Origin of the sequence: Hydrogenophaga sp. 5NK40-0174, assembly GCF_040372165.1 — a bacterium.
GTDB lineage: Bacteria > Pseudomonadota > Gammaproteobacteria > Burkholderiales > Burkholderiaceae_C > Hydrogenophaga.
In genome coordinates this window covers 724,820-745,284 of sequence record NZ_BAABWG010000001.1, presented here as the reverse complement: position 1 = coordinate 745,284, position 20,465 = coordinate 724,820, and the positions used below count along the sequence as shown (strand labels likewise).

The 20,465-nt window shown below is 60.6% G+C and carries 20 protein-coding genes and 1 tRNA gene; 4 read left to right on the top strand and 17 right to left on the bottom strand.

What is annotated here, in order from left to right:
* Positions 1 to 140: 140 nt before the first annotated feature.
* The 13 genes from ABWV89_RS03440 to ABWV89_RS03380 all read right to left on the bottom strand — a co-directional run bounded on the left by ABWV89_RS03440 (position 141) and on the right by ABWV89_RS03380 (position 12,819).
* Positions 141 to 548 carry a hypothetical protein gene (locus ABWV89_RS03440; RefSeq protein ID WP_353394222.1) on the bottom strand — a complete coding sequence of 136 codons (408 nt, stop codon included), beginning with the start codon at positions 546 to 548 and terminating at the stop codon, positions 141 to 143.
* Entirely contained in the window at positions 541 to 966 is a 426-nt protein-coding gene (locus ABWV89_RS03435; RefSeq protein ID WP_353394220.1) for a hypothetical protein, read from the bottom strand. Before ABWV89_RS03435 ends, ABWV89_RS03440 begins: the two co-directional genes overlap by 8 nt.
* Before the next feature lie 67 nt (positions 967 to 1,033).
* Entirely contained in the window at positions 1,034 to 1,279 is a 246-nt protein-coding gene (locus ABWV89_RS03430) for a hypothetical protein (protein ID WP_353394218.1), read from the bottom strand.
* A complete protein-coding gene (locus tag ABWV89_RS03425; protein ID WP_353394216.1) occupies positions 1,269 to 2,651 on the bottom strand; it encodes a hypothetical protein in 1,383 nt (460 codons plus the stop codon). Before ABWV89_RS03425 ends, ABWV89_RS03430 begins: the two co-directional genes overlap by 11 nt.
* A 137-nt stretch (positions 2,652 to 2,788) precedes the next feature.
* Positions 2,789 to 3,355 (bottom strand): hypothetical protein, encoded by a 567-nt coding sequence (locus tag ABWV89_RS03420; RefSeq protein WP_353394214.1) that lies wholly within the window; start codon positions 3,353 to 3,355, stop codon positions 2,789 to 2,791.
* Positions 3,356 to 3,528: 173 nt separating this feature from the next.
* Positions 3,529 to 3,957 (bottom strand): hypothetical protein, encoded by a 429-nt coding sequence (locus ABWV89_RS03415; protein WP_353394212.1) that lies wholly within the window; start codon positions 3,955 to 3,957, stop codon positions 3,529 to 3,531.
* Positions 3,958 to 4,007: 50 nt separating this feature from the next.
* The gene (locus ABWV89_RS03410; RefSeq protein ID WP_353394209.1) at positions 4,008 to 6,482 is read right to left on the bottom strand and encodes a VirB4 family type IV secretion/conjugal transfer ATPase; all 2,475 of its coding nucleotides are present in this window, start codon (positions 6,480 to 6,482) and stop codon (positions 4,008 to 4,010) included.
* Positions 6,483 to 6,578: 96 nt separating this feature from the next.
* Entirely contained in the window at positions 6,579 to 6,899 is a 321-nt protein-coding gene (locus tag ABWV89_RS03405; RefSeq protein WP_353394206.1) for a VirB3 family type IV secretion system protein, read from the bottom strand.
* Positions 6,900 to 6,903: 4 nt separating this feature from the next.
* Positions 6,904 to 7,305, bottom strand: a complete 402-nt coding sequence (locus tag ABWV89_RS03400) for a TrbC/VirB2 family protein (RefSeq protein ID WP_353394204.1) — start codon at positions 7,303 to 7,305, stop codon at positions 6,904 to 6,906.
* Positions 7,306 to 7,355: 50 nt separating this feature from the next.
* Positions 7,356 to 8,804: a lytic transglycosylase domain-containing protein gene (locus tag ABWV89_RS03395; protein ID WP_353394202.1), complete on the bottom strand. Its 1,449-nt coding sequence runs from the start codon at positions 8,802 to 8,804 to the stop codon at positions 7,356 to 7,358.
* Positions 8,805 to 9,050: 246 nt separating this feature from the next.
* Positions 9,051 to 9,854 carry a dihydropteroate synthase gene (gene folP / locus ABWV89_RS03390; protein WP_353395155.1) on the bottom strand — a complete coding sequence of 268 codons (804 nt, stop codon included), beginning with the start codon at positions 9,852 to 9,854 and terminating at the stop codon, positions 9,051 to 9,053.
* Between the two features lie 201 nt (positions 9,855 to 10,055).
* Positions 10,056 to 11,972 (bottom strand): ATP-dependent zinc metalloprotease FtsH, encoded by a 1,917-nt coding sequence (gene ftsH / locus ABWV89_RS03385; protein ID WP_353394200.1) that lies wholly within the window; start codon positions 11,970 to 11,972, stop codon positions 10,056 to 10,058.
* A gap of 184 nt (positions 11,973 to 12,156) precedes the next feature.
* Positions 12,157 to 12,819 carry an RlmE family RNA methyltransferase gene (locus ABWV89_RS03380; protein WP_353395154.1) on the bottom strand — a complete coding sequence of 221 codons (663 nt, stop codon included), beginning with the start codon at positions 12,817 to 12,819 and terminating at the stop codon, positions 12,157 to 12,159.
* A gap of 142 nt (positions 12,820 to 12,961) precedes the next feature.
* Between ABWV89_RS03380 and ABWV89_RS03375 the strand changes: the two genes are divergently transcribed.
* The 3 genes from ABWV89_RS03375 to ABWV89_RS03365 are packed head-to-tail and all read left to right on the top strand — an operon-like array spanning position 12,962 to position 16,246.
* The gene (locus tag ABWV89_RS03375; protein WP_353394198.1) at positions 12,962 to 13,435 is read left to right on the top strand and encodes a YhbY family RNA-binding protein; all 474 of its coding nucleotides are present in this window, start codon (positions 12,962 to 12,964) and stop codon (positions 13,433 to 13,435) included.
* Between the two features lie 53 nt (positions 13,436 to 13,488).
* The gene (locus tag ABWV89_RS03370; RefSeq protein ID WP_353394196.1) at positions 13,489 to 15,588 is read left to right on the top strand and encodes a M3 family metallopeptidase; all 2,100 of its coding nucleotides are present in this window, start codon (positions 13,489 to 13,491) and stop codon (positions 15,586 to 15,588) included.
* Between the two features lie 25 nt (positions 15,589 to 15,613).
* On the top strand, positions 15,614 to 16,246 hold the full coding sequence (locus ABWV89_RS03365; RefSeq protein WP_353394194.1) for a DUF4124 domain-containing protein: 633 nt from the start codon (positions 15,614 to 15,616) through the stop codon (positions 16,244 to 16,246).
* Between the two features lie 94 nt (positions 16,247 to 16,340).
* Here ABWV89_RS03365 and rpiA read toward each other — a convergent pair whose 3' ends face one another.
* Entirely contained in the window at positions 16,341 to 17,012 is a 672-nt protein-coding gene (gene rpiA / locus ABWV89_RS03360; protein WP_353394192.1) for a ribose-5-phosphate isomerase RpiA, read from the bottom strand.
* A gap of 80 nt (positions 17,013 to 17,092) precedes the next feature.
* Here rpiA and ABWV89_RS03355 point away from each other — a divergent pair, with 80 nt between their 5' ends.
* Entirely contained in the window at positions 17,093 to 18,184 is a 1,092-nt protein-coding gene (locus ABWV89_RS03355) for a quinone-dependent dihydroorotate dehydrogenase (protein WP_353394189.1), read from the top strand.
* A 10-nt stretch (positions 18,185 to 18,194) separates the two neighbouring features.
* Here ABWV89_RS03355 and ABWV89_RS03350 read toward each other — a convergent pair whose 3' ends face one another.
* The 3 genes from ABWV89_RS03350 to dnaQ all read right to left on the bottom strand — a co-directional run bounded on the left by ABWV89_RS03350 (position 18,195) and on the right by dnaQ (position 20,305).
* Entirely contained in the window at positions 18,195 to 19,325 is a 1,131-nt protein-coding gene (locus tag ABWV89_RS03350; RefSeq protein WP_353394187.1) for an NAD(P)/FAD-dependent oxidoreductase, read from the bottom strand.
* Positions 19,326 to 19,438: 113 nt separating this feature from the next.
* Positions 19,439 to 19,513: transfer RNA gene (locus tag ABWV89_RS03345), tRNA-Val, on the bottom strand.
* 87 nt (positions 19,514 to 19,600) lie between these two features.
* The gene (gene dnaQ, locus ABWV89_RS03340; RefSeq protein WP_353394185.1) at positions 19,601 to 20,305 is read right to left on the bottom strand and encodes a DNA polymerase III subunit epsilon; all 705 of its coding nucleotides are present in this window, start codon (positions 20,303 to 20,305) and stop codon (positions 19,601 to 19,603) included.
* Positions 20,306 to 20,465 lie beyond the last annotated feature (160 nt).

Here is a 20,465-nt window from a genome sequence, read left to right as displayed (position 1 = left end):
CGAATTCAGTGCATGGACTCGAGGATCACCTGTTCGACAATGAGGTCCAAAGTATACAGACCAGTTTTGACAAAAATGCAGAACCATGCGCCTGCTGGTTTCAGCCGGGTGCGCGCATGTGCGCTCGCCGGTCTTCTCGGTCAAGCTGACCGACGCTCCTTGACGTTGTCAAAAGTGACTTTGGCCTGACGCAGCGTGTTCAGCCGCATGTTCCGCAGCCCAATACAAGCTTCGTAAAGCCGTTCGTTCGCTTTCTTGTCGCCGCAGGTGGGCTTGGTCTTGATGAACTTCTTGAGTTCGTCGTCGGATTCAATTCCTCCCTTATCTAGGGCGAAAAAGTCCTCCTCTAGCAACTTGAGCTTGAGGTCGCTGTTCTCCGTGTAGGCCTTGAAACTCCCATCCAGATTTGCTCTATCTCCAATCCCTGAAATGTTGTTTACCTTTTCTACCTCTAGATGCACAGATTCGTCATACACGGCCCATTGGGCGTGTGCTGACGACGATACAAAGCTCGCCAGGATAAAGGCCCCAACCAGCTCCTTAAACATTACCCGCCACCCACTCGAGTTCGGCACTGTCGTTTGAGTTGTACTTTGCGCCATTCACCACTCCTTCTTGCGTAAAAGTTACCAACAGGCGCTCTCCATCATCGTCTGTCCAGATGTGAGTCGTACTCGTGCTAGTGGTGTTCGGTTCGGCGCCAACCAGAGCAACAACGTCTCCACTTCGCATCCCATCCTTAAGGCGGTTGAATGCGCTTTTCAAGTCAAACTTGTCGTCTGAACTGCTACCGGTAGGTTCCAGCGGATCGCTTCCACCACCACACGCGGCCAGCACTGCACTCGCCGCACCGGCCAGCACCACATGGCCAAAGAAACGGCGACGGTTGGTGATGGTGGTGGTGGTAGCGGCATCGACTGCCGAGCTGTTGAGGTCAAGCTTCTTGGTGCTGTGGCGTTCGGACATGGAATCGGCTCCCTTTGTTTGCGGTGAAGATAAGTACGTGAAAGAAGAAGAAGAAGTAGAAGGACATTCAGGGCCGCTTCTTGCCGAGGCTGGCGCCGGTGACAACCACACAGCCGACCTGAACATCTGCCTTGGTCAGATACCAGCCCTTGGGCAGCCGGCCGCGTACCAGGCTGACAGCATAGGTGTCCGGTTTCTGGCCACTGCTCGTGACCGTGGCAAAGACGCCTTTGGTTCCGCGGACGTTGGCATACAGCTTGCCCGCCGTGACCGCAGCCGCGGCGGGCTCACACAGATTTCCGCTACCGCGCAAGAGCCTCTTCTGCAACCGTCTGATGACTGTCTTGCTCCTGCGCCTGCGCTACGTTGTCTGCGCTGCTCCCTTGAGGGGTGATGGGCAGCGGCCGCAAGTGAGGAGGCAGGTCAACATCGGCGTTGGGATCGGCTTCTGCGCGTTCATTGGCCGCCTCATCGGCCTGTTGCGTCTGCCTGGCCGCCTCCTCCCCCGCTGCTGCATGGCTTCTGCCTTCAGGCGCGCGAGGTGCCATCCTCTGGTCTGCCACGTCCATGATGTCCCACACGGGTGCCGACTTGAGTGTTCGGTGCTCTGTGGCCTCTACCCTCCCCTGGTCGTCCAGGCGGCTGGTGTACATCTCTACGTATCCGGCGACACCGTTCTGCTGAACCAGCGTCACCTCCAGTGGCTCACCTGTATTGGGATGTGTGAACGACTTGGTATAGACCGTCCCGTCCATGCCTTCAAACTGCCGCCATCCCGATGGCGACGTGCTGGCCTCTCTGGCGTCACCCGTCAACTGCCGGGGTGCGTCGAGCCCATCTGTGGGCTCATGCGTCACGGGATAGTCCGGCGAGCCCCAGATCGGCATGTCGCGTTCATGGTGAACCACTGCCTGCCCGTCGAACTGACGGTCGGCGGGCAAGTCGCCCAGATCCAGACCTGATCGTTTGAGCCAGCCCAGGGAGTCCTCCGCCACCATGGCAGCGATTCCCTGGTCATAGCCGCCACCAATGTCGCAATGGTTGCCCATGACAGGCACCACGGTAACGCCTGGGTGATCACTGTGATCCACCCCTTGAAACGGCGTGCGGTACTCGTTTTGCGCTTGCACCACTGTGATGTTTTGCGAGGTCGGGGAAAACGCATCGTTGCCACGCTGACCCGTGGTGACGGGGTCGTAGATCATGGCAGCCGACAAGCCCAAGCGGCCGGGAGGAACGAGGACTTCACCCGAAGTGGCGTCTGCCAATCCACGTTCGTAGAGCAATTGGCTGAACAAGGCGGCCGTACCACTGCCTCGGCTGAAACCAGTCGCTACAACTTGCAGTGCCTCTTCCGGGTTGGCGTCAGGATGCTCTCGCAACCAAGCAGAGGCATCGACGGCGAACTTGTCATAGGCGCGTTCCGCTGTGCCTCGCATGCTGCCATTGGGATCGACGCCTGCAGCCCACCCTCCTTCGCCAGGATTGGCGCCAACCCCAACTTGATAGTAGCTTCCGAAATTGGGATTACTCTCGGCAATGGGTTCCGCCAAGTCGGAGATCAAGCCCACATTGGTGCTGAACTGAGAGTCGGCTAGCGCGAGGTTGTTCTTGTCGTTGTTCGTCCCATCAAAGTGGGCCAGGAATACAAAATGGGCGCCACTACTCGCATCAAGCTCAGCCACAGGTGAAGCTCCGATTGCGCTTGTCTGCTGCCTCGCCGACTCAACTTCTGATGGCGTTAGGGTATGTATTACTTCCGTGACCATGAGCCCCTCCTTGTTTGTTCTTTAACTCTTTGGCATTCGCCCTTAAACCTTCGTCACGGCACAATCAGCCCTTCGGGTGAAACACCCCACAGTTTCAGCAGCGATTTGGAAAACCTCCCACGTGGACGGGGAGGTGAGTTGTCTGGGTAGAGTGTCTTGACATCCAAGTGCGCTGTCTTGCTCGGCCCATTGGGGACCGTACCCTCCGGACGCCTGCCGACACTGCGATCTTTGTAGTCAGTGGCAGGGACCAGATACACGTACAGCTTGTTCTCAAACTGGTCGACGAGGAAATAAACGGTTGTCTCATTCATCGCTTTCGCACCAGGCAAGCGGGATGCCATGTCCACGGTTTCCTCGTAGACCTTGTCGGTGCGCTTGTCGCGCCATTTGACCGTCACCTGGTCAGGCAAGGGCAAGTCACCGCCAATGCTCGGGCTGGGCACGCCACCAGATCCGGGCGCGGCCGAGCGTTGCAAACCACCTGGGCCTTTCTTCGCCTGGCCGTAGTGGAACTCCAGCACTTCCAGATCGGGCGAGTCGCCACGAAAATCCGCGCTCACCGTGTGAACAGCGAAGGTTGGCTGGTTGGTTGTCGAACAAGCGGTTTGTGTTCCCATGGTAAAGCTCAGGATAGGGATCAAAAGAAAGAAGAGAGATTTGCGCATGTCGTGAGTGTAGAAAGGTTGGGCCGACGTCTCAGCATGCCCGCAGTTTAGGCGCCCGAATCAGCGCCATCCGATGCAACGGCCAATCTGATGTAACCAGACGAAAGACAATTCAAGCTGCCGCGTCACTGATAGTGCTCGCAAGTGGCCAGACCATTGGCGCTGTTCGGGTCTCCCTTGTACTGCAGGGGCGAGCCCGGGCCTTCCCATTCGCGGTTGGGCTTGTCGGCACGTACACCTGCGGCGCAAATGGCTTCGTAAGAGGGAATCCACTGAGGGTTGACCGGGTAGCACACCGGCGTCCAGGCTGGGGGAACGGTTGCGGCCCAGCAGTGCGCTGGATAGCCGAACTTGCAGAAACTGAAGACGTCCTGCTCGTAAGGCAGCGGCATGAGAAAAGCGCCCTGCCCTTTGCCCTGCGCCAGCGCATCGCATTTGTTGCCCTGAGCCATGGCGCCGCCGCTGGCCAGCAGCGAAGCGACGGCCACCAAAGCAGTGGCCAGCCAGGCAGACGCTCTTCTGGGCGCGGGGAAACCGGTCGGTGCAATGGACATGTTGAAGCTACCTCTCTGATGCATGTTTCTCGGAAATCACTCGGGTGAGGTCAGCCTTCATCCGGCAGGACTTCGGCCGTCTCGGCGTGACGCAAGAACTCGTGGTTGTTGGCCATGTGCATGTCGCGGCGGCGCTTGAGGCCTTTGCGGCGCGCATGGAATTCGGGCAACCAGGAATCCGGGTCTTCGGGTGTGGGGTGACTCGCCAGCAGCTCGTTGAGAATTTCGACGTTGTCGCTGGAGCCCGAGAGCACGGCGAGTTCGTCGTCCATGCCGTTGAGGTTGAGCTGGCACAGCACGGCGTTGTGGCCTTGCTTGACCAGGAAGCAGCGGCTGCGCTCGTCCAGCTTGACGATGAGCTCGTACTCGGCGCGCGTGAGCTTGAGCCCCTCCAGATAGTCGCGCTCGTCGGCGTTCGGGTTGGGCAGCAGGATCATGGTGGCGGTCTGCTCGATGAGCGCTGCCGAGATGTCGGTGTTGATGGCGTCCTGTGGGCTTTGCGTGGCGAAGATGCCCAGGCCGTTCTGCTTACGGATGGTTTTCTGCTTGTTCTTGGCGAAGTCTTTGAGGCCACCCTTGCCTTCGAGCACTTTCCAGAATTCGTCCATCACGTAGATGAACGGTCGGCCATCGATGAGCGATTCCATGCGATGCAGCAGGTATTCGATGATGGGCTCGCGGGTGCGGTCGTCTTCAATGACCTCGGTGTAGTCGAAGCCGATGATGTTGGCGTTGCCGAAATCGATGTTGTCGACGGGGTTGTCAAACACCCAGCCCGACGGCCCGCCCTGACACCACAAGGAGAGTGCCTCGTACAGGCTGCCCTCGCCCATGTTGGGCAGACTCTTGCGCAGGTTGGTCATGGTGCGCAAGTGCATGGGCGTGTCGAGGATGGCCCGCACCGCACGAATGAGGTCTTCCTGCTCGGTGGCGGTGTAGCGGTCTTTGCCACAAAGGGTTTGCAGCAGCTCGATGATGAACTGCTCGTTCTCAGGTGTGTTTTCGCACTGCAGCGGGTTGAAACCGGTGGGCTTGCCTTTTTCCAGCGTGAAGTAGCGGCCACCACAGGCCTGGATGAAGATCTGGGCGCCTTTGTCCTTGTCAAAGAAGAACACGGTGGGCTCCGGGTCGAGCTTTTGCAGCTCGGCGAGCAGGAAGTTGATCAGCGCAGTCTTGCCGGTACCGGACTTGCCGATCACCATGGTGTTGGCAATGGCCTTTTCACCGATGGAGTATTCGTGCGGCTTGGTCGCGTGGAAGTTGAAGTGGAAGGCCTGGTTGTTCAGGGACTGCAGCACCGTGATGGACGGTCCCCAGGGGTTGAAGTTGGCCTTGCCGGTGGCGAAGTTGTGCAGCGGGCTCAGGCCCAGGAAGTTGAGCGAGCTGAGGTTGGCCAGGCGTGGGCGGAAGCGCCAGTTGGCCGGCAACTGCGCATAGAAAGCCGCAGCCACGGCCACGTCTTCCTTGACGGTGACGAAGCTGGCACCGGAGAGCTGCGCCCGGGCCTGCGCTACGTACAGGTACAGGTCGTCTTGCGTGGGAGCGAAGATGGCCAGATTGAAGTGGTACTGGCCCAGCACGAAGTTGCCCGAGGCCAGCTGGTCCATGGCGTGGTCGAGCTCGACGATCTGGCTGACGGCCTTGTCTTCCGAGGAGATCATCGCGCCCTTGGTTCGCTGCAGCGCTTTCATGGAGTCAAAGCGACTCATGGGCGAGAACGAGTGGGTGACGATGTACTCGAAATCGAGGTACTTCAGGCCATTGAGAATGCCGGGGTAAGAGCTGTCGGCATACTCCTTGATGTTGAGCATGGCGCCGTAATGGTTGTCGCCATCGGGGGTGCGGATGGCGAAGTCGCCACTGCCCGGCTGGAACATGTGACGGCTGACCGGCAGGTAGTCGTAAATGGGTGACGGCAGCACTGGCACCGGCTCGTCCACATGGTTGAGCAGGTAGCTGTAGAACTCGAGGTTCTCAGAGAACAGCTGGCCGTGCACGCTCTCGTAAAGGCCGAGGCGGTACGGCGAATAGTCGACCAGCAGGGCTTCGACGTTGCCAGCGAGTTCGTAGATTTTGTCGAGTGCGGTTTTTTCCTGCTGCTTGAGCACCTCGGTATCGCGCGAGAGCCCGGCGAATTTCTTGCCACTGACCATGGGGCGATAAATCATGGTCAGGTACAACTCGTTTTGCATCAGGCGCTGAGTGGACAGGCGCTCGTAATACTTGGAGTGAAGCTGCTGGCTGAATGTGGCGCGGAAAGACGCGTCATCCTTGATGGGCCGGCGACGGCGCACGTCGTGCGACCAGAACGAGAGATTCTCGAAATCCGGCGCACGCAGGCTTTGCAGCAGCGCGTTGAAGGTCTTGTGACGATGCTCCAGCTCCCAGTCTTCCCGGCCAACGAACGGGAAACCGCTGAGCAGCCAGGTGATCATGTAGTCGCCCTCGCGGGTTTTGATCACGTGGGTGTCCACGTGCGTGCTCAGCGGAATGAAGTTGCTGTAGTTGGCATCAGGACTGAACATGGTGGCGACTCAACAGGAAAACAGGGTGAAAGCAAAGGCGGACGGAGACCGGCGGGCAAGACCTGGGGTGCAATGCCTGAACCGGTAGTGGCAAACCTATTGGTCATAGCCGCGCATGCGTACCGCATCCTTGCGGTACTTGTGCGGCGTGAAGACCCAGGCCTTGCCGTAGAGCTCGTGGTTGCGGGGCAAAAAACGGAACACGAGATTCAGGCCCAGCAAGCGGAAGATCATCTCGTCCTTCTTGGCCATCATCCGCATCACGAAAATGGTGAACGGGATGAGCAAGAGGAGCGCCAGGTGGAAGTACATGGCGAGCAGCAAGGGCCCGCCAGCCCCGATGAGAAACGGGATGTAGGGCACCCCGAGAATCATCGGGGGGCGTGTGCACCCCCGGAACAAGGCGTCTTTCTTCATGTGATCAGGCGGTGCGGATGATCACCATGCCCGGCACGTGAATGTCGTTGAACGCACAGGAGGCATCGGCAGAGGTCCACTCTTCCACGAACCAGCCAGCGATGGTGGCAGCGCCGCCGATGAGCAGGCCGCCCACCAGGATGGGCGCCACTTCGGTCAGGCGCTTGTGGGCAAAGGCGATCTGATAGCCGGCAAACACGATGGCAATGGTGACGATGGACACCGAGGCCACGCGCAGCATGGTCTCAAAGTTCTTGAAGAAACCTTCAACGTTCTCGCACGCTCCCTGGAAGCCCTCCACCGTCTGGGCGAAGGTCTCGGGGGCAGCGGCGATGGCTGCGGAAGCCAGCAGTGCCAGTGACAGGACGCGGAATGCGGAGGATTTGGACAGTTTCCCGAAGTTCATGTTGACGCTCTCTTTCTTTCTCTCTCGAAGATGAATGTTGTGAAGCTGGGTTAGAAAACAAACGATTTGTCAGACCCGTCTGATGGCGGGGTGGCTGACGGTGTGGTCGAGCTGTCCGGCTGCGCCCTGGTGGGCACGGCCGTGACAGCTGTCTTTTCAGGCATGGCTGAAGACTCGTTGAACACCGGGGCCGAGGCTTCCGGTGCTTGGGGTGTGGGGGCATCTGTTGTGCTCAGCAGACTTCCTCCCTTGCGGGATTGGGCCGACCCGGCATTGCGTGAAGCGCGTGCGTTGCGGCTGGAGACGACCAGCTTGCCGACGTCTTCCACGCCGCCGGCCTTCTCAGGCGCCGCACCCTTCTCCTCAGACCGGGCAGCTGAGGCCGAGGCAGGCAAAGCGTTGGGGTCTGGCAAAGGCAACTGGTCGGCCGGCAGGCCAGCTGTACCGCTTCCGGACGCCCTGGCCGAGCCCGCCGCTTCGGCTGACTCTGCGCCGGGGTTGTGGCCCGACCGTGGCACAGGGCCAATCAGGCGTGTCTGGCGCGGATCGCCGTTGACGCCGACGACTTCCACCGGAACCTTGGCGAGCAAATCGGCCAGGGAGCTGCTGGGCTTGGCTGGCGCCGCACCTGCTCGAGCAGCAGCGCCAAGGGTGGCAGCCGGCGCCTGGCCGGGCTGTGCAGCCTGCGCAGAGCGGCTGGCAGAAAGTGCAGGCATGACTGCTCCGGGGCCTGGCACCGGAATGGCCGGGCGGTCTTCAGTGGTGTCGATGTCTTCTACGGCACCAGCCTTTGCGGAGACGTTGGGGCTTTGAATCCCGGCGGCTGGCTGGTGCTGGCGCACCGCATAGGGCTCCGGATAGGCTCCGGGCACGGTGACGGCCAGGCCCCCAAACATGGTGACAACTTCAGGCTCGGGCGTGGCAGGCAGGGCCGGCGCGGATGCCTGTGGCGCTGGTGATGCCGGCACGGATGCGCGCAGAGCCACCCCATCGTCCCGGGCGCCTTTCTTGCGGGCATTGCCCTTGCTGTTCTTGTAGGGAATGACCTCGATGCCGGCGGGTGCGGCGGCGATGGCCGGTGCACTGCCCTTGCGCATGGAGGCGAAGATCTTTTGCACGTAGCCGTGCTCGAAACCGGTGACGAAGTTGCCAGAGTAATAACAGCTGAAGGCTTTGCCCCAGTCCTGTGCCCGGTCGTAGCACTCGCGAAGAATGCGAGAACCGGCCCGCAGGTTGGAGCAGACGTCGAAGGCCTGCGCATAGCTTGGCAGGCCATATTTGGCGAGGTTGTAGCGATTGACCTGCGCGATGCCTACCGAGAAGTTGTAGCCCTCGGATTTAAGCATTTTGACTGTGGCCAGTGCTTCATTGAGGTTACGCGGCTGGCGCGCCAGATACCCGCCCACCACGCCAATGGCGTAGGGGTTGCGCGAGGATTCCACGTGCACGACGTGCTGCATCACCTCTTGCGGAACGGCAAGATCCGGGCAATCAAGCATGATTTGCAAGGGCTGCGGCCATGGTGCAAGGCGTATGCAAGCACCAAATAGACAGTGAAGCTGCGGCTTGGACTTCTCTGCGTCCTCCCATGTCGCACCCCTTCTTCCTGTTATTTCCTGTTTTTCCTGACAGTTGGGTTTTGCGAGGTATTGTAACTTATGTACTATGAGAAATGTCACACCTCACTGGGAGATCTGACAGGGTGCCCCCTCAAAATTGGCAGGAAATCAGCGCCCGAATTTCCACTATGCGGGAAATTGGGCGTTCTGTCGCTCTCCGCGAGTGGCAGCCCACACCGCCAGCGCATCGGCCGTGGCGCGAACGTCGTGGACCCGAACCACGGACGCCCCGTTCTGAACGGCGATCAATGCAGCTGCCACACTGGCCGTAACACGCGATGAGGCGCTGTCGCGCCCCGTGACCACCCCCAGCGACGACTTGCGGGACCAACCCGCCAACACGGGAAACCCGAGCGTCCGGAGCTCGCGCTGACGCGCCAGCAGCTCGAAGTTCTGCTCCACCGTCTTGCCAAAGCCGATGCCAGGGTCCAGAACAATGCGGTTGGCCTGGACGCCCGCACCGGTCAGCGAAGCTGCGCGCTCCTGCAGAAAGCGCACCACTTCTCCCACCGCGTTGCCGCTCATGGGTGCGCTCTGCATGGTTTGGGGGTTGCGGTGCATGTGCATGAGGCACACACCGCAATTGGGATGCTGTGCAATGACTTCCGCTGCATGCGGCTGCCGCAGGGCCCATATGTCGTTGATGATGTCGACGCCCATGTCCAGCGCCTCCTGCATGAGCTCAGCCTTGTAGGTATCCAGAGACACCGCGGCGCCCAGCTTGAGCAGTTGCTCCAGCACCGGCATCACCCGCTCGCGCTCTGCTTCCAGCGGAACTGGCGGACTTCCGGGCCGGGTGGACTCGCCGCCGATGTCGAGAATGTGTGCCCCTTCGTCCAGCAGGCGCTCCGCATGGGCCAATGCTGCCTTCACGCCCAGATATTTGCCGCCATCCGAGAAGGAATCGGGGGTGACGTTGACGATGCCCATGATGCGGGGCTCGCTGAGATCGATACGGTGACGGGTGGTTTGCCAGATGGAAGAGAGATGACGGAAGGGCACGGAGATCAGGCAGCTGTAAAGAGGTGAACGATAACGGGAACGGGTTGGGGATCAGGTGCGCCCTGCATTCTGGAAACAAAAAAACGCCTACGGTGAGGCAGGCGTTTTGATGTTGAGTGAGGCCATGGATCAGGCCGTGGTCGGTGCTGGATCGGTGGTCACTGCCGGGGTACCGCCACCACCGCTGTCGTCCCCGGTGGGGCTGGGCGGTGTCCAGTCTTTCGGTGGGCGTGGCGGCTTGCCGGCCATGATGTCGTCGATCTGCTCAGCATCGATGGTCTCCCACTCGAGCAAAGCCTTGGCCATGGCGTGCATCTTGTCCGAATGCTCTTCGATCAGGTTGCGTGCCAGGGTGTATTGCTCGTCGATGATGCTGCGCACCTCGCCATCAACCAGTTGCATGGTCTGCTCGGAGATGTTGGTGGTCTTGGTGACCGAGCGGCCCAGGAAGACTTCACCTTCATTCTCTGCATACACCATCGGGCCCAGCGCCTCGCTCATGCCGTAGCGCATGACCATGTCACGGGCAATGTGGGTTGCACGCTCGAAGTCGTTGCTGGCGCCAGTGGTCATCTGGTTCATGAACACCTCTTCCGCGATACGCCCGCCGAACAGCATGGCGATCTGGTTGAGCATGTATTCCTTGTCCTGGCTGTAGCGGTCTTGCTCAGGCAGGCTCATGGTCACGCCCAGAGCGCGACCACGCGGAATGATGGTGACCTTGTGGACCGGGTCGCACTTGGGCAACAGCTTGCCGATGAGCGCGTGGCCTGCCTCGTGGTAGGCGGTGTTGCGGCGCTCTTCTTCGGGCATGACCATGCTCTTGCGCTCGGGGCCCATGAAGATCTTGTCCTTGGCCTTTTCGAAGTCCTGCATCTCGACCAGACGCGCATTGCGGCGCGCAGCCATGAGGGCAGCTTCGTTGCACAAGTTGGCCAGGTCAGCGCCACTCATGCCGGGCGTACCCCGGGCAATGATGCTGGCATTGACGTCGGTGCCCAGGGGGACCTTGCGCATATGGACGTTGAGGATCTGCTCGCGGCCGCGAATGTCGGGCAGCGTGACGTACACCTGGCGGTCGAAACGGCCGGGACGCAGCAGCGCGGCGTCGAGAATGTCGGGGCGGTTGGTGGCCGCCACGACGATCACGCCGAGGTTGGTTTCAAAGCCGTCCATCTCGACCAGCATCTGGTTGAGGGTTTGCTCGCGTTCGTCGTTGCCGCCACCCAGGCCAGCGCCACGCTGGCGGCCGACGGCGTCAATCTCGTCGATGAAGATGATGCATGGAGCGTTCTTCTTGGCGTTCTCGAACATGTCGCGGACACGGGCTGCACCCACACCGACGAACATTTCAACGAAATCAGAGCCGGAAATGCTGAAGAACGGCACCTTGGCTTCGCCAGCAATGGACTTGGCCAACAGCGTCTTACCGGTGCCTGGAGGGCCAACCAGCAGCAGGCCGCGCGGAATGCGTCCGCCGAGCTTCTGGAACTTCTGAGGGTCCTTGAGGAAGTCCACGACCTCCTTGACCTCTTCCTTGGCTTCGTCGCAGCCAGCAACGTCAGCAAAGGTGACCGAGTTGTTGTTCTCGTCCAGCATGCGGGCCTTGCTCTTGCCGAAACTGAACGCCCCGCCCTTGCCGCCGCCTTGCATCTGGCGCATGAAGTAGATCCAGACGCCGATGAGCAGCAGCATGGGCCCCCAGCTGATCAGGAGGGTGGTGAGGAAGGAGCCTTCCTCGCGCTGCTGCACGTCGAACTTGACGTCACTGTTGATGAGGTCGCCAACCAGACCGCGATCCAACTCGGTCGCGCTGGTCTTGATCTTCTTGCCATCCTGTGTGGTCGCGACGATCTCGGTGCCGTTGCTGCCCTCGACGATGGTGGCGCTCTTGATGCGGTTGTTCCGCACATCCGACAGGAAGTCGGAATAGCCCACCGGGCTGGCGGCAACGTTCACCCGGCCTTCCACAGTGCGGAAGAGGACGAACATCGCCATGAGAATGACGAGCCAGATGGCGATTTTGGAGAACCACTGGTTGTTCAAGTGCGGCTCCTTGAATTTCGTAGGTAAGGGCTGGAAATCCAGCAATTTGGGGTCATTTTAGGCTTTTCAAGAGATGGAAGGCTTGCATTTGATCAATGCCCTGTCTCCAAAAGGGTAAGTGGCGGCCCAGCTGACGCCTGGCTGGCTGGCGGCCGGCTGGAACCAGTGACTGGATGCGGTCATGCTACTTGAGTCCCTTTCCGATCAGAAAGGTTTCCGAAGACCGGTCCCGGGATGACTTGGGCTTGAGCGGCTTGACGGTCTTGAAGGTCTGGCGGAACAGCTTGACCATGTCGTCGTAACCTGCGCCATGAAACAGTTTGACCACCAGAGCGCCATCGGGCACCAGATGCCGCGATGCGAAATCCACAGCGAGCTCGACCAGGTGGCTGATGCGGGCGGCATCTGCGTCGGCAATGCCTGAGAGATTGGGTGCCATATCGGAGACCACCACGTTGACAGCCTCCATGCCCTTGGCCTTGAGCGTCTCCTCAAGCTGGGCGAGGACGTCGTCATCCCGGAAGTCACCCTGAATGAAATGCACACCCTCGATGGGTTCCATGGGCAGGAGGTCGAGCGAGATGATGGTGCCGTTGAGCGCACCCACGGCTGCTCCGTCGGGGTTGAAGCGGCGGCGCACGTACTGGCTCCAGGCACCAGGCGCCGAACCCAGGTCCACCACACAGTCGCCGGGCTTGATCAAGCCGAAGGTCTCGTCGATCTCCTTGAGCTTGTAGGCGGCGCGAGCACGGTAGCCGTCTTTCTGCGCCTGGCGCACGTACGGGTCGGTCACGTGCTGGTTGAGCCAGGCTTTGTTGACCTTTTTGCTGTTGGTCTTGACTTTGATGCCCATGGCGCCAGATAGGAAGGATCGAACGGATGCGTAGAAATACGAAGATTGCCAAGCTTGCCAGAGATAGCATGCCCGCAAACGTGGAAAAAAGCGCCATTCACCGGGTTTGGCGGTGGCGTTCACCGATAATTGTCCCATGCCTCAAATTCAACTGACCCCAGCCCAGCGCAAAGCCTTTCGCGCTGATGCCCACCACCTCAATCCGGTGGTGATGATCGGCGCCGATGGCCTGACGCCCAACGTGTCCAAGGAAGTGGACGCTGCGCTCAAGGCGCACGGCCTGATCAAGGTGCGTGTCTTCAGCGACGACCGCGCCGGCCGCGAAGCCATGCTGCAGCAACTGGCCGATTCGCTCTCTGCCGCTCCGATTCAGCACATCGGCAAATTGCTGGTGCTGTGGCGCCCGGTGGAAGAGAAGGAGCGCGAACTGGATGAAGACCGCATGCGCGGCCCCAAGGATGTGAAGATCCTCAAGTTCAGCAAGCGCGGTGGCCAGAAGCCGGAAATGAAAGTGGTGCGCGTACTGGGCAACCAGCGTCTGACCAAGGGTGGCCAGGTCAAGCGCGCCAAGCAACGCCAGAAAAGCCTGAAAAAAGGCGGAAACGCCTGACCCCGCCCTCACCACCTTCCCGCCCCTGCCGAGCCAGACACTGACGAATCCGAATGACCACAGAAAACACCAACCCGCTGCTTGCCATCCGCGACCTTCCGGCTTTTGATGTCATCAGGCCTGAGCATGTCGTGCCGGGCATTGACGCGCTGCTGGCTCAAGCCGACCAGTCATTGGAGAAAGTGACGGCGGCGGACTTTCCGGCGGACTGGACGGCATTGTCCAAGGAGCTTGGCGTAGCGACCGAACGCCTGGGTGAAGCATGGGGCGCGGTGAGCCACCTCAATGGCGTGGCCGACTCTCCGGAACTGCGGGAGGCCTACAACGCAGCGCTGCCCAAGGTGACAGATTACTGGACACGGCTGGGCGCCGATGAGCGCCTTTTTGCCAAGTACAAGGCCATTGACCCCTCTTCCCTGACAGACGAGCAAAAGCAGGCACTGAAGAACTCGCTGCGCGCCTTTGTGCTCGGCGGTGCCGAGCTGCAGGGCGAAGCCAGAACACGGTTTGCCCAGCTGCAGGAGCGGCAGGCTGAACTGACGCAGAAGTTCAGCGAGAACGCACTGGACGCCACGGATGCCTTTGGGCTTCTGGTGGAGGAAAGCGAGCTCGAAGGTCTGCCGGAAGACGTCAAGGGCGCCGCTAGGGCTGCTGCCGAAGCAGACGGCAAAAGCGGATTCAAGCTCACGCTGAAGATGCCTTGCTACCTCCCGGTGATGCAGTTTGCCAGGAGCAGTGCCTTGCGCGAGAAGATGTACAAGGCGTATGTGACCCGCGCCAGCGACCAGGCCGAGGGTGACGGCACGCAGTACGACAACACCGCCATCATGGTGGAGCTGCTTGCCTTGCGCCACGAAGAAGCCCAGTTGCTGGGTCATCGGCATTTCGCCGACGTGTCACTGGTGCCCAAGATGGCAGACACGCCTGAGCAGGTTGCCCAGTTTTTGCGCGACCTGTCCACCAAGGCGCGGCCTTATGCGGAAAAAGACCTGGCCGACATGCGCTCATTTGCCGCCCAGCAGCTGAACCTGGCTGACCCTCAGCCCTGGGACTGGCCGTTCATTGGCGAAAAGCTCAAAGAGGCTCGCTATGCGTTCAGTGAGCAGGAGGTCAAGCCGTACTTCACGGCGCCCAAGGTGCTGGCCGGCCTGTTCGGGATCGCAGAGAAGCTCTTTGGCGTTCAGATCAAGAGTGACACCGCGCCGGTATGGCACGAAGGGGTGAGCTTCTACCGGATCGAGCGCACAGGTACCCAAGCGGGTGAACTGGTAGGCCAGTTCTACCTGGACCCGTCTGCACGCAAGGGCAAACGCGGTGGCGCCTGGATGGACGATGTTCGCGGCCGCTGGCTGCGTCCCGACACAGGAAAGCTGCAAACGCCTGTGGCCCATCTGGTCTGCAACTTTGCCGAGGGGCTGGTCAAAAATGGCGTTCGTCAGCCGCCTTTGCTCACCCACGACGACGTGACCACCCTCTTCCACGAATTTGGGCACGGTCTGCACCACATGCTCACACAGGTGGACGAGTCCAGCGTTTCGGGCATCAGTGGCGTGGAATGGGATGCCGTGGAGCTGCCCAGCCAGTTCATGGAGAACTTCTGCTGGGAATGGGATGTGCTGCAGCACATGACCGCCCACGTGGAGACAGGCGAACCGCTGCCGCGCGAACTGTTCGACAAGATGGTGCGGGCGCGCAATTTCCAAAGCGGTCTGCAGACGCTGCGCCAGGTGGAGTTTGGCCTGTTCGACATGCTGCTGCACAGCCGAATGGTGCCGCCAGCAGACGGCGCGGACATCCTGGGCCTGCTGACCGAGGTACGCGAGGAAGTGGCTGTGATGCTGCCGCCCGCCTACAACCGCACTGCGCATACGTTCAGTCACATCTTTGCCGGTGGCTACTCGGCCGGCTACTACAGCTACAAGTGGGCTGAAGTGCTGTCGGCGGATGCTTACGCTGCCTTCGAGGAAGCGGCCAGGGGCGGCGCAGGCAGCACGGTCGACCCGGATACCGGCGCGCGATTCAGAACCACCATTCTGGAGGCAGGCGGCAGCCGGCCGGCCATGGAGTCGTTCAAGGCGTTTCGGGGGCGCGAGCCGAGCATTGACGCCCTGTTGCAACACCAGGGCATGTCTGAAAGCACTTCCGCCGCATAATGCGGGCTAAGGAGTTTTTCACGCGATGAGAACAGCCAACACCTACCGCAAGACTTCACTGGCACTGGCCTCTGCCCTGGCTTTGGCGACCAGTTTGTTTGTTGCGCCTGCCCAGGCCGAGATCTACAAGATCAAGAACCCGGATGGCACTGTCACATTCACGGACAAGCCGCCGGTCCAGGGCAAGGGGTTGAAAAATGCAGAGGTAGTCGGCTCCACAGGCCGTGCCAACGTACCTTCCAACTTCCCAGCGACCCTGCGAAAAGCTGCAGGCGACTTCCCCGTAACGCTCTTTGCCACCAAAGACTGCACGGCTTGCGACAGCGTTCGTGACCTTCTGCAAACCCGAGGAATACCTTTTTCGGAAAAGTCGGTTCTGACGCAGAAAGACGCCGCAGAGCTCAAGAAAATCGCCGGGACAGCAAGCACGCCGGTGATCCGGATTGGATCCAAGGTGCTGCCAGCTCCGTCGGGGGACACTGTGCACAAGTATTTGTCGGCAGCGGGCTACCCAAAAGATTCAGAGCTGCCGCAAAGTTACAGGCCTTTGCCAGCCGAACCGCTCACGACAGCGAACACTGCTCCGGAGGCACCAAAGGGTGAACCTGAGCCAGCTGAAAACAAGCTGCCGGAGGCGCCGGGCGGCTTTCGGTTCTGACGCCAGCTGGGAAGCCTGTTTGCACAGGCGAGTAAGCCCCTTTAATCCCAGAAAAGAAGCCGCGGTTGACCGCGGCTTCTTCGTTGTGCGCCGATCAGAATGACAGCGTTTTCACGCCTTCGCTGGTCCCCAGCAAACAGACGCTGGCTTTCTGGTGCGCGAAGACCCCCACCGTGACCACGCCTGGCCACTGGTTGACCTCGGATTCGAAGCCGAGCGGGTCGGTGATGCTCAGACCTGTGACATCCAGGATGTGCTGCCCGTTGTCAGTCACCAGAGGCTGGCCGTCCTTGAGGCGAAGCACCGCCTTACCACCCTTGGCTTCGAATTGCCGGGCCACACGAGCCGCCGACATGGGAATGACTTCTACCGGCAGCGGAAAGGCGCCGAGGGCCTTGACCAGCTTGGACTCGTCCGCGATGCAGACGAAGCGGCTGGACTGCGCAGCGACGATCTTCTCGCGGGTGAGCGCAGCGCCTCCGCCTTTGATCATGTAGCCCTGATGATCGATTTCGTCGGCGCCGTCGATGTACACGGACAACGCATCAACGGCTTCGGCCTCGAAGACGGGAATGCCGGCAGCCTTGAGCCGCGCTGTGGACGCCTCCGAGCTGGAGACTGCGCCTTTGATCTGGTCCTTGATACCTGCGAGGGCATCGATGAACTTGTTGACCGTGGAGCCGGTGCCAACGCCCACGATTTCTCCAGGGGTGACGTATTGCAGGGCTGCCTGGCCAACCAGGGCTTTGAGTTCGTCTTGGGTCATTTGCGACAATATGCGGGTTAGGCAGAAACAAAAATCAAAAGAAACATCAGAAACACAGCTCCGACGCTCCGAGTTTATCCATGTCGCTCATTCCATACGCACTTGCCCGCAAAGCACTCTTCACTCTCGACCCTGAACATGCACATGAATTGACGCTGGACAGCATCGCGCGCTTTCAGAACACACCTCTGACATGCCTTTACAGTGAAAGCCGGGTCGATGATCCGGTCACTGTTGCGGGTGTGCGCTTTCCCAACCGTGTGGGACTGGCCGCAGGCCTGGACAAGAATGCCCGGTGCATCGACGGACTGGCAGCGATGGGATTCGGATTTGTCGAGGTAGGCACCGTCACACCCAAGGCTCAGCCAGGCAACCCCAAGCCACGCATGTTTCGCCTGCCGCAGGCCAATGCACTGATCAATCGCCTTGGCTTCAACAACGAAGGTCTGGATAGTTTCATCCGCAATGTGCAAAAAGCCAGATTCCGGAGCTCGGGCGAGAGCACGCCCATGGTGCTGGGCCTGAACATTGGCAAGAATGCAGCCACCCCCATCGAGGCAGCCACCAGCGACTACCTGACCTGCCTGGACGGCGTCTACCCGCATGCCGACTATGTGACGGTCAATATTTCAAGCCCGAACACCAAGAACCTGCGAGAGCTGCAAAGCGATGAAGCGCTGGATGCCTTGCTGGGCGCCGTCATGGAGCGGCGCGAGAGCCTGATCAGCAGCAGCGGCAAGCGCATTCCGGTGTTTGTGAAGATTGCGCCCGATCTGGACGATGCCCAGATCGGCGTGATCGCGCAGACCTTGCGGCGCTATGGACTGGGCGCGGACGGAAAGGCCAACGATGCGCTCGGTGTGATCGCCACCAACACGACATTGAGCCGCGACGCTGTCGCAGGCATGGCGCATGCGGATGAAGCCGGCGGCTTGTCTGGCGGCCCCGTGCTGGAGGCGAGCAACCGCGTGATCAAACGCCTTCGCGATGACCTCGGCAAGGGCTTTCCCATCATTGGCGTGGGCGGCGTGCTCAGTGGCGCGGACGCAGTCAGCAAGATTCGCGCGGGGGCTGACCTTGTCCAGATTTATACCGGCCTCATCTACAAAGGCGCGGCACTGGTCAAGTCATCGGCGCAAGCGATTCAGCGTGAATGCCAGGTAAGCCGCTGAAGCGGCTAATTCAGGCAGCCTCAGCCACCATGGCCGCCACCCGCTCACCAATGGCGAGTGCACTGGTCAGCCCCGGCGATTCAATGCCCATCAGGTTGACCAGGCCCGGCAGGCCGTGTTGCGCCGGGCCATCGAGCCGAAAATCGGGTGCAGCCTGCCCTGGCCCGTGGATCTTGGGGCGCATGCCCGCATAGGCGGGTACCAGGCTGCCTTGAGGCAATCCCGGCCAGTAGTGGCGGACGGCGCGCTCAAAAGCGATCGCGTGCGACGCATCCACCGTCAAGTCGTCAGGTTCCTCTGTCCAGTGCATGTCGGGGCCAAACCTTGCCTGCCCGGCCATGTCCAGCGTCAGGTGCACGCCGAGCCAGCCCGGCGGGGCTTCAGGATCTGGCACAGGATAGATCAGGTGAGAAAACGGCGATCGGCCTGGATAGGCAAAGTACTGGCCTTTGCCAAAATGTGCTTGCGGGATACGGCCAGAGTGAAGGCCTTCGGTGGCAGCCGCCAACTCGCAAGCCCCCAGCCCCGCAGCATTGATCACCCATCGTGCGCCCAGCAAAGTGCCGTCAGCGGTGTGAACCACCCATCCGCGCCCCTCATCCGGCGTGAGCCGTTCCACTCTCGTATGGCAGACCACCTGTCCACCATCGCGCTCGAGGTCGCCCTGCAAGGCGAGCATGAAACTGTGGGCGTCAAGAATGCCGGTCTCCGGGGAGTACAAGGCCGCGACGCAGGCCAGTTCAGGCTCCAGAACGCGGGCCTGCGCACGCGTCAGCATGACCAGGCCTTCGGCACCGTTGTCCTGGCCCTTGGACTGCAGCTGAGAAAGCGCGCCTTGCTGCGCTCCGGTGGTGGCAACAATCAGCTTGCCTGTACGGCGATGAGGCACATGCCTGTCGCGACAGTAGGCATAGAGCAAATGCCTGCCGCGAATGCACAGGCTCGCCTTCTTTGAGCCAAGCGGGTAGTAGATGCCGGCATGGATCACCTCGCTGTTGCGCGAACTGACGCCCTGCCCGATCGCCGCTTGCGACTCCAGCACCATGACCTCAAGTCCTTGCAGTGCGAGCGAGCGCGCAACGGCCAGGCCCACGGCACCTGCGCCTACCACGACCGTATCGACTCGTTCCAGAACTTGCATGGATAAATTGTGCGCCGCAATGCTGTTCGCCAGAGCCCTTCAGGGAATGCCGGCGTGAAAGACTTTGCGACAAACCAAAGAAAAAGCCCCAAGCTGGCGCTTGGGGCTTTGACTGGTGGGCGGTGCAGGGTTCGAACCTGCGACCCCTGCCGTGTGAAGGCAGTGCTCTACCACTGAGCTAACCGCCCGATATTCGCTTGTGTCACCGAAAATCGGGGAAGCTGGGATTATAGCCTGAAAAAACACCTCCTGAACAGAGGGCCGGCGGTTTTTGTTCAGTTGCCCAGTTGGCGCCAGACCGTGGCACCTTCACTTTCCTTGTCGAGCAAAGCCAGCATTTCTTCATGGGCCAGCGCCTCGGCTTCATTGGCCTTGAGAACCGGCAATACAAGGCTGCGCAGATCCACGCGCGCCACCTGCTCGCCTTCTCCGCCCTGCTCCTGCACGTCCATCAAAAGCGCGTCCTGACCGCGCGTCATGTTGATGTAGACGTCGGCCAGCAGTTCGGCGTCGAGCAAGGCGCCGTGCAGCGTTCGGCCAGAGTTGTCCACTTCCAGACGATCGCACAAGGCATCGAGGCCATTGCGCTTGCCCGGGAACATTTCCTTGGCCATGGCCAGGCTGTCGATGACATTGCCAACGATGGACGTGATGGGCGGCAGGCCCAGCAATTCCATCTCCTTGTTCAGGAAGCCAATGTCGAACGGAGCGTTGTGGATGATGAGCTCGGCACCGCGAAGGTACTCCACAATTTCATCGGCGAGCGCGGCGAACTTGGGCTTGTCCGCCAGAAACTCGTTGCTGATGCCGTGCACCTTGAGCGCGTCCTCATGGCTCTTGCGCTCAGGGTTGATGTAGTGGTGCAGATTGTTGCCCGTGAGCTTGCGATGGAGCAGCTCTACGCAACCGATTTCGATGATGCGGTCACCATCTTCCGCCGACAGGCCAGTGGTTTCCGTGTCCAGGACGATTTGTCTCATGAAAGCAGTGTACCCCCACGCTCCGCCGCTGACGCGGGTCGCTGCCCCCAGAGGGGGCTGATCCGGCTTGGGGCGGCCCTGCGCCGGATCGGTTAGCGGTCTTGATGCGCTACTTCAAGCGAGGTTTCAATCAACGCCAGCAGTTTCACCGCCGGTCCGC

Bases quoted from the DNA above. Each gene is read 5' to 3' on its own strand.
- ABWV89_RS03400 (WP_353394204.1), bottom strand. From the start codon at position 7,305: ATGAACTTCGGGAAACTGTCCAAATCCTCCGCATTCCGCGTCCTGTCA.
- ABWV89_RS03410 (WP_353394209.1), bottom strand. From the start codon at position 6,482: ATGTTCAGTCCTGATGCCAACTACAGCAACTTCATTCCGCTGAGCACG.
- ABWV89_RS03375 (WP_353394198.1), top strand. From the start codon at position 12,962: ATGCCTCAAATTCAACTGACCCCAGCCCAGCGCAAAGCCTTTCGCGCT.
- ABWV89_RS03370 (WP_353394196.1), top strand. From the start codon at position 13,489: ATGACCACAGAAAACACCAACCCGCTGCTTGCCATCCGCGACCTTCCG.
- ABWV89_RS03395 (WP_353394202.1), bottom strand. From the start codon at position 8,804: ATGCTTGATTGCCCGGATCTTGCCGTTCCGCAAGAGGTGATGCAGCAC.
- ABWV89_RS03355 (WP_353394189.1), top strand. From the start codon at position 17,093: ATGTCGCTCATTCCATACGCACTTGCCCGCAAAGCACTCTTCACTCTC.
- ABWV89_RS03435 (WP_353394220.1), bottom strand. From the start codon at position 966: ATGTCCGAACGCCACAGCACCAAGAAGCTTGACCTCAACAGCTCGGCA.
- rpiA (WP_353394192.1), bottom strand. From the start codon at position 17,012: ATGACCCAAGACGAACTCAAAGCCCTGGTTGGCCAGGCAGCCCTGCAA.
- ABWV89_RS03350 (WP_353394187.1), bottom strand. From the start codon at position 19,325: ATGCAAGTTCTGGAACGAGTCGATACGGTCGTGGTAGGCGCAGGTGCC.
- ABWV89_RS03405 (WP_353394206.1), bottom strand. From the start codon at position 6,899: ATGAAGAAAGACGCCTTGTTCCGGGGGTGCACACGCCCCCCGATGATT.
- ABWV89_RS03440 (WP_353394222.1), bottom strand. From the start codon at position 548: ATGTTTAAGGAGCTGGTTGGGGCCTTTATCCTGGCGAGCTTTGTATCG.
- ABWV89_RS03415 (WP_353394212.1), bottom strand. From the start codon at position 3,957: ATGTCCATTGCACCGACCGGTTTCCCCGCGCCCAGAAGAGCGTCTGCC.
- ABWV89_RS03420 (WP_353394214.1), bottom strand. From the start codon at position 3,355: ATGGGAACACAAACCGCTTGTTCGACAACCAACCAGCCAACCTTCGCT.
- ABWV89_RS03365 (WP_353394194.1), top strand. From the start codon at position 15,614: ATGAGAACAGCCAACACCTACCGCAAGACTTCACTGGCACTGGCCTCT.
- folP (WP_353395155.1), bottom strand. From the start codon at position 9,854: ATGGGCATCGTCAACGTCACCCCCGATTCCTTCTCGGATGGCGGCAAA.
- dnaQ (WP_353394185.1), bottom strand. From the start codon at position 20,305: ATGAGACAAATCGTCCTGGACACGGAAACCACTGGCCTGTCGGCGGAA.